This window comes from Sulfurimonas aquatica, from assembly GCF_017357825.1.
Taxonomy (GTDB): domain Bacteria; phylum Campylobacterota; class Campylobacteria; order Campylobacterales; family Sulfurimonadaceae; genus Sulfurimonas; species Sulfurimonas aquatica.
Genome location: NZ_CP046072.1, coordinates 1,113,524 through 1,126,178, shown reverse-complemented (window position 1 = coordinate 1,126,178; position 12,655 = coordinate 1,113,524). Strand labels below are relative to the sequence as shown.

The 12,655-nt window shown below is 34.7% G+C and carries 11 protein-coding genes; 9 read left to right on the top strand and 2 right to left on the bottom strand.

What is annotated here, in order from left to right; all coding sequences use genetic code 11:
• Positions 1–8: 8 nt before the first annotated feature.
• Positions 9–1,358 (bottom strand): class II 3-deoxy-7-phosphoheptulonate synthase, encoded by a 1,350-nt coding sequence (locus tag GJV85_RS05425; RefSeq protein WP_207562849.1) that lies wholly within the window; start codon positions 1,356–1,358, stop codon positions 9–11.
• A gap of 150 nt (positions 1,359–1,508) precedes the next feature.
• Between GJV85_RS05425 and GJV85_RS05420 the strand changes: the two genes are divergently transcribed.
• The 9 genes from GJV85_RS05420 to GJV85_RS05380 all read left to right on the top strand — a co-directional run bounded on the left by GJV85_RS05420 (position 1,509) and on the right by GJV85_RS05380 (position 9,902).
• Positions 1,509–2,423, top strand: coding sequence for a GGDEF domain-containing protein (locus GJV85_RS05420; RefSeq protein ID WP_207562848.1), 915 nt, complete (start codon positions 1,509–1,511; stop codon positions 2,421–2,423).
• A 1-nt stretch (position 2,424) separates the two neighbouring features.
• Complete coding sequence (locus tag GJV85_RS05415; protein ID WP_207562847.1) at positions 2,425–3,042, top strand: CvpA family protein; 618 nt, start codon at positions 2,425–2,427, stop codon at positions 3,040–3,042.
• A gap of 1 nt (position 3,043) precedes the next feature.
• Positions 3,044–3,514, top strand: coding sequence for a Fur family transcriptional regulator (locus tag GJV85_RS05410; RefSeq protein ID WP_207562846.1), 471 nt, complete (start codon positions 3,044–3,046; stop codon positions 3,512–3,514).
• Between the two features lie 72 nt (positions 3,515–3,586).
• On the top strand, positions 3,587–5,104 hold the full coding sequence (gene lysS / locus GJV85_RS05405; protein WP_207562845.1) for a lysine--tRNA ligase: 1,518 nt from the start codon (positions 3,587–3,589) through the stop codon (positions 5,102–5,104).
• A gap of 3 nt (positions 5,105–5,107) precedes the next feature.
• Positions 5,108–6,355 (top strand): serine hydroxymethyltransferase, encoded by a 1,248-nt coding sequence (locus GJV85_RS05400; protein WP_207562844.1) that lies wholly within the window; start codon positions 5,108–5,110, stop codon positions 6,353–6,355.
• Positions 6,356–6,365: 10 nt separating this feature from the next.
• Positions 6,366–6,908, top strand: a complete 543-nt coding sequence (locus GJV85_RS05395) for a DUF1882 domain-containing protein (RefSeq protein WP_207562843.1) — start codon at positions 6,366–6,368, stop codon at positions 6,906–6,908.
• Between the two features lie 99 nt (positions 6,909–7,007).
• Entirely contained in the window at positions 7,008–7,682 is a 675-nt protein-coding gene (locus tag GJV85_RS05390; RefSeq protein WP_207562842.1) for an SPOR domain-containing protein, read from the top strand.
• Positions 7,683–7,698: 16 nt separating this feature from the next.
• The gene (locus GJV85_RS05385) at positions 7,699–9,108 is read left to right on the top strand and encodes an anthranilate synthase component I family protein (protein ID WP_207562841.1); all 1,410 of its coding nucleotides are present in this window, start codon (positions 7,699–7,701) and stop codon (positions 9,106–9,108) included.
• Complete coding sequence (locus GJV85_RS05380) at positions 9,108–9,902, top strand: shikimate dehydrogenase (protein WP_207562840.1); 795 nt, start codon at positions 9,108–9,110, stop codon at positions 9,900–9,902. Before GJV85_RS05385 ends, GJV85_RS05380 begins: the two co-directional genes overlap by 1 nt.
• A 15-nt stretch (positions 9,903–9,917) precedes the next feature.
• On the opposite strand, the gene GJV85_RS05375 is transcribed toward GJV85_RS05380, so the two are convergent.
• Positions 9,918–12,617 (bottom strand): cation-transporting P-type ATPase, encoded by a 2,700-nt coding sequence (locus GJV85_RS05375; RefSeq protein WP_207562839.1) that lies wholly within the window; start codon positions 12,615–12,617, stop codon positions 9,918–9,920.
• Positions 12,618–12,655: the final 38 nt, after the last annotated feature.

Sequence of the window (12,655 nt, the reverse complement as noted above, 5' to 3'; positions counted from 1 at the left end):
TTTAAACTCTACTTTTGTGCATCTTTTAGACTATCTGCAATCAAAAACGCCAACTCTAAAGATTGGTCTGCGTTTAAACGCGGGTCACAATGTGTATGATAACGAGAGCTTAAATCCTCTTCAGTTACAGTAAAACTACCACCGATACACTCAGTAACGTTTTTACCCGTCATCTCTAAGTGAACGCCACCACCAAAAGTACCCTCGGACTTATGTACCTGGAAAAACTCTTTCATCTCAGTAAGTACGGCATCAACAGGACGTGTTTTATAGTTGTTAGAAGACTTTATAGTATTTCCATGCATTGGATCACATGACCATACTACTTTTTGCCCTTCTCTCTCAACAGCACGGATAAGTGCAGGAAGCCCATCCCCAACTTTTCCAGCACCCATTCTCACGATAACATTTAAACGACCCGCTTCATTATTAGGGTTAAGTTTTGCACATAGTTTTACTAGATCTTCTGGATCCATTGATGGACCAGCTTTAAGTCCTATTGGGTTGTGAACGCCACTTAAGTATTCAACATGAGCACCATCAAGTTGACGTGTTCTATCTCCTATCCATAACATATGTGCCGATGTATCATACCAGTCACCAGTTGTGGAATCTTTTCGTGTAAATGCCTCTTCATAAGGAAGTAAAAGTGCTTCATGAGAAGTGTAAAAGTCAGTCTCTCTAAGTGTTCTATATGTTTTAGATGTGATACCACAAGCTTCCATAAACTTTAAAGATTTTCCAATCTCATCTGCAAGTGCTTCATACTTTTGAGTTGCACCACCTTGATGTGCAAAGTCAAGTGTCCACTTATGAACTTGATGTAAGTCTGCTAACCCACCTGATGCAAAAGCACGGAGTAAGTTTTGTGTAGCAGCAGACTGATTATATGCTTTTATCATTCTCTGGGGATCTGGAGTACGAGCTTCAGGTGTAAAATCAGAACCGTTAATAATATCACCACGGTAAGAGTCAAGAGTTACACCATCAAATGTTTCTGTATTACTTGAACGTGGTTTTGCAAACTGACCAGCAATACGGCCAACTTTTACAACTGGTAATCCACCCGCATAAGTCATCACAACAGCCATCTGTAACATTGCTTTAAAGCTATCACGGATATTTTGTGCTTTGAACTCTGAAAAACTCTCAGCACAATCGCCACCTTGAAGTAAAAATCCTTCTCCATTAGCTACACCAGCTAATTGGCTTTTAAGTGAACGAGCTTCACCTGCAAAAACTAATGGTGGATAGTTTTTAAGTTCTTCTAAAACTCTATCCAGTTCTGCTTTATTTGGGTAAGTTGGCTGTTGTAAAATCGGTTTTTCTCTCCAACTAGATGGGCTCCAAGTACTCATATTAGACCTTATATATAATAATTTTTGGCAATTTTATCTAAAAATAGCTAAATTCTTGGTTATACGATTTTTTAAGCTGAAATAATTTGATAAAAGCTCTATTTATGATTATAAGTGTATAATAATGAAATATTTTGATCTGGGACAGCTATGCAAAAAGATGAACTTAAATCTCTAATAAATAAAATGTACTATGAGTTGACTGATAAAATTGACTCACAAGATGGTACAAGTGCTAGAGATATTTCCTCATATTTATGTGCTTCATCTAAAAGTATTCTTGATGCAGACTGCAAAGGTACTACTTCAGAAATTCATGCTGATCTTGAATTTAAAAGTATTTATGAAGATATAGCTAAAGAGAGTCTTTTAAGTTATAAAAATACAAACAATAAATTTCAAGAGTTAGCCCAACTACATAAACAGACCATAGAAAATAGTTCTTATTTGCAGATTGATATTCCAAAGATAAGCGAAAAGTTTAAGGACATTCAAGAACATATGATGAGTGAAGTTCAACAAGCCAATGATGTAATCAATAATCTTATGAATAAGATTAAAGAGCTTGAACAAAATTCAAACTTAGACTCTTTAACAAAGATTTTCAATAGAAGAGCTCTCTCGACATTTTTAGATGATTTATGTTTAAAAGAAACAAATAAGTATGACTTACATCTCCTTATATTAGATGTAGATGACTTTAAACAGATAAACGATACCTATGGGCATATTGCAGGAGATAAGATTTTAATATTTATAGCAAACTTATTAAGAAAAACTTTACGTGATGGAGATAAAGTCTTTAGATTTGGTGGAGAAGAGTTTGTTATTATTCTTAACCGAATAGACATGAAAACATCAGTAGATGTAACAGATAGAATTCTTGCTCTTATAAGTTCAAATAAGTTTATATATAAGGGTGAATCACTTAATGTAACTATGAGCATTGGTAAAACAATATACTATCAAGATGATACGCCTGATAGTATATTAAATAGAGCAGACAAAGCACTCTATAAATCAAAAAAAAATGGTAAAAATCAAATCACAACGGAATTAAAATAATATGGATATAAACTACTTTGATATTGTCGCAGCTTCTATAATCCTTTTACTAGGATTAAAGGGAATTATAAACGGATTTTTTAAAGAGGTCTTCGGACTTGTAGGAATTATAGGTGGTATTTTTGTTGCCTCTAGAGCTGGTGATGAAGTTGGAGAGTATTTAAATAACTTAATCTTTAACTTTGAAAGTACCTCTGCTATTAGCTTTATGGGATTTTTGACTACACTAGCTATATTTTGGTTACTAATGGTCCTCATTGGTTTTATATTTAAAAAACTCAGTGCTATGAGTGGACTTGGTCCTGTAGATAAAATCCTTGGTTTTGTCTTTGGTGCGAGTAAATTCTTTTTAATTGCAGCAGTCATAGCTCATGCTGCATATAGTGTCCAAGCTGTGAAGTCTAGTATTGATAGTGCACTTGAAAATAGTATACTCTTTCCTATTATGGTTGAAACAGGCTCATTTATCATGAAAATGGACCCAGTAAATATGAGTGATGATATTAATAAGAGTATTTCAAATAGCACACAAGCTATTGAAGAAAAAACAAAAAAACTTGTAGAAGAAGAAGCAGTTAAAAAAATTGAAGAAATAAAACAAGAGTTAAAAGAGAATTAATATGAGTAAGGTAACAACAAACTTCCAAGATAGAACAGTTGAATATGAACAACTTCTGAATAATTTTAAAGAGCTTCTGAAAAAGAATAATTTAAAATTCACTATTCAAAGAGAAGTTATACTTGAGACTCTTTATAGCTCAGATGAACACTTAACACCAGAAGCACTTCATCATCTCATACAAGAAAAGCAGCCTGAACTTAAAACAGGCATAGCTACAGTCTACCGAACATTAGCCCTACTTGAAGAGTCTAGTGTTGTGACATCACTTTCATTTGGTGCACAAGGGAAAAAATATGAACTCGGTGCTAAAGAGCATCATGACCATCTCATTTGTACAGAGTGTGGAAATATTACCGAGTTTGTTGATAAAGAGATTGAATCTCGTCAACATATGATTACCAAAGAGCTCGGCTTTAAAATGGTAGACCACTCAATGCAAATATATGGTATTTGTAAAGATTGTCAATAAGAACTACAAAGAACTCTTATTGAGTTTCACTTTAAAGATATAAACAATATAAAAATAAACGAAGGAAAATTATTGATTTTTGAAAATAAATTTATACAACAGAGAATTGAAAAAGCAAATCTTTTAAAAGAAGCGGGCTATAATCCATATTCTAATCATTCTAAAAGAAATACAACTATAGAAAAATACTTAAATGTAAACTCTGACATAGAAGATAAAGAAGATAAACGCGATGAAAAACGCCACTATATAGTGAGTGGTAGGATTAAACTTTTAAGAGTTATGGGTAAAGCAAGTTTTGTAAAGATTGAAGATGAGAGTGGAATGCTTCAGGTTTACGTTACCCGCGATAACTTACCAGAAGGTTTTTATAACGATATGTTCAAAAAAAATATCGAAGTTGGTGACATAATAGAAGTAGCAGGTTACCCTTTTGTAACAGGAAAAGGTGAACTCTCTTTACATGTAAATGAGTTGAAAATTCTTACAAAGGCTATTAGTCCACTTCCTGAAAAATTCCATGGTGTCACAGATAAAGAGATAAGGTACCGTAAACGCTATCTTGACCTTATTATGAATGCTGATGTAAGAAAAACATTTCAAACACGCTCAAAAGTTATATCTTTAACAAGAAGATTTTTTGAAGACAAGGGTTTCTTAGAAGTTGAAACTCCAATGATGCATCCAATTGCTGGCGGGGCAAATGCAAAACCGTTTGTTACTCATCACAATGCACTGGGCATAGATAGATTTTTAAGAATCGCACCAGAACTTTACCTTAAGCGTTTAATTGTTGGTGGTTTTGAAGCTGTATTTGAAATAAATCGTAACTTTAGAAATGAAGGAATGGATGCTACTCATAACCCTGAATTTACTTCTATAGAATTTTATTGGGCATACAAGACATATAAAGACCTCATAGAGATTACAAAAGAGTACTTCCAATACTTATTTGAGCATTTAGACCTACCAACTCGTCTACCTTATGGAGATATAGAAGTAAACTTTGACAACTTTGTAGAGATTCCACTTATTGAGTCTTTAACTACTATTGGCGGTGTTCCAGCTGAAGTAACAGGCGATAAAAATAAAATTGTAGAGTATCTAAAATCTAAAAATATCAGTGTTAAACCTGGCATGAATTTAGGTCAACTTCAAGGTGAGCTGTTTGATGAGTTTGTTGAAGAGAAACTCATAGACCCTACTTTCATTACTGAGTATCCAGTGGAAATATCTCCACTTGCTCGTAGAAGTGATGAAAACCCAGATATTACAGAGCGTTTTGAGCTCTTTATTGCTGGTCGTGAGATAGCAAATGCATTTAGCGAGCTAAATGACCCAATAGATCAACTTTCACGTTTTGAAGGGCAGATGGCGGCTAAAGATAGTGGTGATGATGAAGCACATGAGATGGATAGTGATTTTGTTGAAGCACTCAGTTACGGTATGGCACCAACAGCTGGGCAAGGAATAGGTATAGATAGACTTGTTATGCTTCTAACTAATGAACATTCAATCAGAGATGTGCTACTATTTCCAGCAATGAAACCAATACATGAAGAACATAACACACAAGAAGAGGAGAAATAATAAATGAGTTTTTTAAAAGAATTTGATGAAGAGATATTTAATCTATGTGAGCAAGAGTTAGAGAGACAAACTGATCACTTGGAGATGATTGCATCTGAAAACTTCACGCTTCCAGCAGTTATGGAAGCAATGGGTTCAGTGTTTACAAACAAGTATGCTGAGGGTTATCCAGCTAAACGCTACTATGGTGGATGTGAGTATGCTGATGGCGTTGAGCAATTAGCTATAGATAGAGCATGTGAACTATTTGGATGTTCTTATGCAAATGTGCAACCACACTCAGGAAGCCAAGCAAATGGTGCAGTATATGCTGGACTACTAAAAGCTGGTGATAAACTTTTAGGAATGGACTTAAGTCATGGTGGTCACTTAACACATGGTTCAAAGCCTAGTTTTTCAGGTAAAAACTACTCTAGTTTTACTTATGGTGTTGAACTTGATGGTCGTATTAACTATGAAAGAGTTTTAGATATTGCTAGAATTGTTCAGCCAAAAATAATTGTTTGTGGTGCTTCAGCATATGCTCGTGAAATCGATTTTAAAAAATTCCGTGAAATAGCTGATGATGTTGGAGCAATTTTATTTGCAGACATTGCACACATCGCAGGTCTTGTAGCTGCTGGTGAGCATCCTTCACCATTTCCTTATGCAGACGTTGTAACTACAACTACCCATAAAACGCTTGCTGGCCCTCGTGGTGGTATGATTATGACAAATGATGAAGATATAGCTAAGAAAATGAACTCAGCAATCTTCCCTGCGCTCCAAGGTGGACCATTAGTTCATGTTATCGCTGCAAAAGCAGTTGGCTTCAAACATAATCTCTCTCCTGCATGGAAAGAGTATGCTAAACAAGTAAAAGCAAATGCTAAAGTACTTGGTGAAGTTATGATGAAACGTGGTTATGATGTAGTATCTGGTGGAACTGACAACCATCTTATCTTAGTATCTTTTGTAGGTAAAGAGATCTCTGGAAAAGATGCTGATGCAGCCTTAGGCAATGCTGGTATCACTATTAATAAAAATACTGTTCCAGGTGAGACTAGAAGTCCATTTGTAACTTCAGGTATTCGTGTTGGTTCACCTGCACTTACATCTCGTGGTATGAAAGAAAAAGAGTTTGAAATCATTGCTAATAAAATGGCTGATGTTTTAGATGACATTACAAATACAGACCTTCAAGCAACTATCAAAGAAGAGTTAAAGGCTTTAGCACAAAACTTTGTAATTTATAACCAAGCAACATACTAAAGGATAAATAATGACAGCAATGGATTTAAAACTTATTAAAATGGTAAGCGATCACTACTGGGAAAAAAAAGAGTCCGTAGTGGATAAAATATCTTTTAAAGGACGTACATTTTACAACAAGTTTGAAAAAATAAGCGCTCCGTTAAATCAAACTGTCATTAACAAACATATAAAGGGTGACATTACAGTAGCTCACTCTATTGTAAACTCCCGCGGTAAAGTTGAAAACATTGTGATTGACTATAATGGTAGAGACCCTGAACGTTTTTATCATAAAGCACAACTTCTTCTTCGCGAAGAGGGTTATATTAACTTCACCGCATACAAAACAAAGACAGAGGGGCATCTTCATGTCTATATTCATAAAGGGCATACTACATTAGCTGAAGCTATACAGCTTGGAAAGATGATAAGTATGAAACTAGCGAGTAAGCAACCAAAACAGTGGAGAATGTTTCCAAATTCTGACATGCCTGATGAGTATAATATTCTCACTCTCCCATATGAAGTATATGCAAAAGAACGCGGAGCAGCTTGGTCTAAACATATGTAGTAAATTTTTTCTAAGAACTCCAATAAGTTTTTAGAAAAAAATGTACTATTTAGACTATTTTTGCTATTATAAATCAAATAAAATTCTTAAGGCAAGACCATGAATGATAAAAATGAATTAAACGACATAATATTGAATAAAGGCACAACAGCCAACTCTAACAAGAAAATCATCTTAGCAGTTGCTACACTTGGTGTTATCTTAATCATTGTCGTTATGTTAATGAACTCATTAAGCTCAAGTGGAACAAGTAACTTACCTCAAGCTGTACTTCCTCCTGAGCCAACAAAACAACTTCCCTCAACAGCTACACAAGAACCACTTTTTGAAGAGGTTGATGTAGTTCAAGAGAGTAGTTCAGATGCTGATTTAGATATGATTGCTAAAAAGCTTAAACAAGAGAGTTTAGAAGAAGATTTGATCGCTGAAGAGACACAAGAGATAGTAGAACCAGTGGTAGTAAAAAAAGCTGTAGTAAAAAAAGAGATAGCTAAGAAAAGTGTAAAACATGTTCAGCCGTCAAAAGCCATTGCTAAAAGTAGCAGTGCAAGCGATAAAACTTACTACATTCAAGTTGGATCATTCTCAAAATATGCACCAAACAAAAAATTCTTAAGTTCTATAAGTAACTTAGGCTTTAATTATGAATATCACAAAGTTGGTATTTTAAACAAAGTTCTTGTAGGACCATTTAATACATCAAAAGAAGCAAAAGATGCTAGAAAAGTTCTTCGCTCAAAAGTTGAGCCAGGTGCATTTTTAGTAAAAATGTAGTTTAGAAGGTTCAGTATTGATATATTCTAAACAATTTACTCTAGACCAATTTGCACCTATTGCCGTTTACTCAAAACTCAAAGAGATGTTTTCAGAGGAGATTACCTATCTCTTTGAGAGTGCGGATCAGAGTGATGGGAACTACAGTTTCATCTGTATTGGAGCAAGAGAACGCCTTCAATATATAGATAATAAAACAGTCTATACAAAGAGTAATGGCACTAAAGAAGTAAAAGAAGAAAATCCTTTTGATTTTTTAAAAAATTACTATAAATCTATAGATACTACTCCCTATAAAAATGCAATAGCAGAATTGAAAGTTGGCTATGTAGATGGCTTTATAGGTTATATTGGTTACGATATGGTTAAAGTTTTTGAGCCAAAACTCTCCTCAAGTATGGATAATCTTAGAGATGATCTAAATACTCCTGATCTTGATTTAATCCTACCAAAGATGATACTTGTCTACTCACATAAAAACCATAAAATAACTCTTGTAAGCACGTTAAAAGAGTATAGTGAAAAATTTGAAGCTATTCATGATGACTTAAAAGGGACCTATACATATAAGCATAGAGTTCATAATATTGGTAAAGACAAAGGAACTTTTGCTCATTCAAAAGAAAAGTTCTTTGAAATGATTGACAAGTCAAAAGAGATGATAAAAAGTGGTGATGTATTTCAGATACTCATGACTAATAGATTTACACGAAACATTAAAGTTGACCCTTTTAGCTTTTATAGAATTTTACGAGGTAAAAACCCCTCTCCTTATATGTTTTTGATGGAATATGAAGATTTTAGCATTGTTGGCTCATCCCCTGAAGTAATGGTTCGCCTTCAAGATGGGGAACTTCTTCTTCGTCCAATTGCAGGAACTCGCAAACGCGGAAAAACAAAAGAGTTAGATAAAGAGCTAGAACTTGAACTATTAGCTGATCCTAAAGAGTTATCTGAACATCTTATGCTAATAGACTTGGGTAGAAATGACGTAAGCCGCGTTGCAAAGACGGGCACTGTAAAAGTTGAAGACATGATGCATATAGAACGCTTCTCTCATGTTATGCACATAGTTTCAGATGTTGTTGCCCAGCTTGATGATGACAAAGATATGTTTGATTTATTTATGGCTACGTTTACAGCAGGAACTATGACGGGTGCTCCAAAGATACGCGCTATGGAGCTTATAGCTGAGTATGAAGGTCTTAAACGCGGTTTTTATAGTGGTAGCATAGGCTACTTTGGTTTTGATGGTAATATGGATAGTACTATCACAATAAGAACAGCTATGGTTAAAGAAGATTGTGTAATTCTTCAAGCTGGAGCAGGAATCGTAGCTGATTCACAAAAAGAGTCAGAATACCAAGAGGTAGAGAATAAACTCGGAGCGCTTATCCATTCTCTTGAAGATTTAGATAAAGACTAATGCAAAAACTCTTCTCTATATTTGGTGACCCCGTGTCACACTCTCGCTCTCCTCTTATGCATAACACTGTTTTTAAAAATCTAAACTATCCTGCTTGTTACACTAGAACCCATCTACTTGATGGTTCTAAACTCAAAGAGACTTTTTTCTCACTGGGGCTTAGTGGTGCTAATGTTACTGTCCCACATAAAGAAGCTGCGTTTGAAGCTTGTGATGAGATACGAGGCTTTGCAAAAACAGTGGGCGTTGTAAACACTCTTGTAAATGAAAATGGTAAGCTTATTGGCTATAACACAGATGCTGATGGTTTTATCTACTCTATTGAAGAGTTTAAAAATATTAAAAACATCCTTATTCTTGGAGCCGGTGGTACGGCCAAGGCATTAGCGGCGAGATTTTTACAAGAAAACTTTTCAGTTAGCATAATGAATAGAAGTGAAGGAAGACTCTCTTACTTTAAAGAACTTGGATGTGAATGTTTTCATTGGAGTAATTATGAAAGTAGTAAATATGACTTAATTGTCAACACTACTAGTGCTGGATTAAAAGATGAAGAACTCCCAGCACCAAAAGAGCTAGTAGAAATACTGCTAAACAACACAAGGTATGTAGCAGATGCCATTTATGGTAAGTTAACGCCATTCTTAAAAATGGCAAAGAGTAAAAATATTATTTATAAAGATGGTGCAGATATGCTTTTAGGTCAAGGTATTTTAGCAAATGAGCTTTTTGTAAATGCTGTGCTAAAAAAAGAGGATATTAAAAAGCATATGCTTCATAGTTTTCAACTATAAAGTATAATGCCTTTCTTACGCATTTAGTAGTTTCGCTTCAATCGTTCTTTTAATCTCTACAACAAATAAAACACCAACAGATATAATTATAATCTGACTCCATGTTAGGATATCTAATGCCTCACTCTTAAATGTAATGTTCATAAAGTTGGTATGTGTATATAGTATTTGAACAAATATCATCATTGCAACGCCTAAAAGCAATAATTTATTATTAAAAATATTAGTTTTAAAGACGGATCTCTCTAGTTCTTTACAAGAAAAAAGATAAAAGAGTTCAACAAATACAAATATATTTACAGCGATAGTTCTAGCATATTCAACGCTGTGTCCATTTTTCAATGCTATGTTAAACATAAAATAAGATGCTATCAACATATAAAACCCTACAACCAACATCTGTATTATGATACTTTTTGTAAGTATCGGTTTTTTAGGATCTCTTGGTTTTCTCTGCATAATATTTGCTTCTTTTGGCTCAAAAACAAGCATAAGACCCAAGAGTATTGCTGTAGACATATTTATCCATAAAATCTGAACTGGAAGTATAGGGAGTGTTATTCCGAGCATAATGGCAAAAAGTATCACCAGCCCCTCCCCTAAATTTGTAGGCAGTGTCCATGTGATAAATTTCACTAAGTTATCAAATACATTTCTTCCTTCTTTTACGGCATGAGCTATTGAGCTAAAATTATCATCACTTAAAATCATATCAGCGGCCTCTTTTGCAACCTCAGTTCCACCCATACCCATAGCTATGCCGATATCGGCTTGTTTGAGTGCTGGTGCGTCATTCACACCATCACCAGTCATTGCTACTATTTCACCTCTTTCTTGAAGCGCGTCGACTATACGAAGTTTTTGTTCTGGCTCTACTCTCGCAAAGACTCTCACATAAGCAACTTTTTCTATTAACTCCGTATCTGTTAAGTTAAAAAGTTCTTTACCGGTAATTACGGAACCCTCAAAAGGTGTTTCTTTAGGTATGATAGACATCATTTTTGCAATACTAAACGCGGTAAGTGCATGATCTCCAGTGATCATAATAATTTTAATACCGGCACCTATAGACTCTTTTACTGCATCGATAGCTTCTTGTCGTGGAGGATCCATCATTGCTTGAAGGCCTAAAAATATAAACTTATTATCAAGTAATCTATTATCTATTTTATCGCCTGAGACAACTTTTTTAGCAATAGCTAAAACCCTTAAACCTTTTGACGCATATTCATCCACCCTCTTTAGAATAAGCTCTTTATTAATCTCCACTATCTCTGAATCTTTCACTTCAAAATCACATATTTGTAGAGTTTTTTCTATTGAGCCTTTAAGATATAAAATATTTTCACTATTTTCAACATCTCTATTCAGTGTAACCATATATTGTCTGTCTGACTCAAAAGGGAGTATATCAACCCTAGGAAACTTTGTATTAAGAAGATGCTCCTCAAAGCCAGCTTTTAATGCACAGACTACCAAAGAGCCCTCTGTTGGATCTCCATGTATACTATACTCAGTATCTTTTTTAACAAGATAAGATTCATTACAGAGATAACCTGCTCTTAAAACCTCTTTTAAACTATCATCTAAACTATCAATCTTTTTGTTATCTTTAAAAAACTCTCCTCTTGGCTCATAACCATTGCCTGTTACACTATAAGATACTCCCGATGCATATAGATTTGTTACACTCATCTTATTTTGAGTAAGTGTACCTGTCTTATCGGAACATATTGTAGTAACACTCCCTAGAGTCTCCACTGCAGGCAACTTTCTTATAATGGCATTTTTTGTAGCCATACGACTCACACCAATAGCCAGTGTAATGGTCACAGCAGCCGGCAAGCCCTCAGGTATAGCACCAACAGCTAAAGCTACAGATGCCATAAATGTCTCTACCGCAGAGTTTCCATGCCACATTCCAACAAAAAAAGTAAAAGTAGCTAGTGCTAAAATTATATAGAGTAAAACTTTACTAAACGCAGATATTTTCTTAGTCAGTGGCGTTTGCATAGAAGTAGTTTCCTCAATAAGATGAGCAATTTTACCGAGCTCTGTATGACTTGAAGTAGCGACAACAATTCCTTTTGCTCTACCATAAGTAACATATGTCCCAGAATAGGCCATATTTTTTCTATCGTTTATCGTGATGTCCTGATTATGTAAACTTATGTTTTTCATAACGCTCATTGACTCACCCGTAAGCATAGACTCATCAACTTTTAAGTCATTACATTCAATAAGCCTCAAATCTGCAGGAACCTTTGAGCCAGACTCTAAAAGCACTATATCGCCTGGAACTATGTCAACAGATGAGACGGCAATTTTCACCCCATCCCTTAAGACAACTGCTGGGGTATTCATCATCTCTTTTAATGAGTTAATTGCCTCTTCCGCTTTTACCTCTTGAACATAGCCAATGATTACATTTACGATAACAACGCCAAATATTACTCCACTATCTATCCACTCATGTAGTAATGCTGTAATTAGTGAAGCGGATAGAAGTATGTAAATAAGCGCGTTATGAAATTGCATAAAGAATTTTTTGAGTTTTGAATCTCTTTTTTTAGCTTTTAATTGGTTTTTTCCAAACTGCTCTTCTCTATGTTTTATGCTAAGTGGCCCTAAACCATCATTTAAATCACTCTCTAGTAGCTCTACAATTTTATCAACTTCTAAGCTGTGCCAGCTTTTTCCCATGATATGTTGCATAATAATACCTCTATGTTCAATAGTTTATATTATTATAT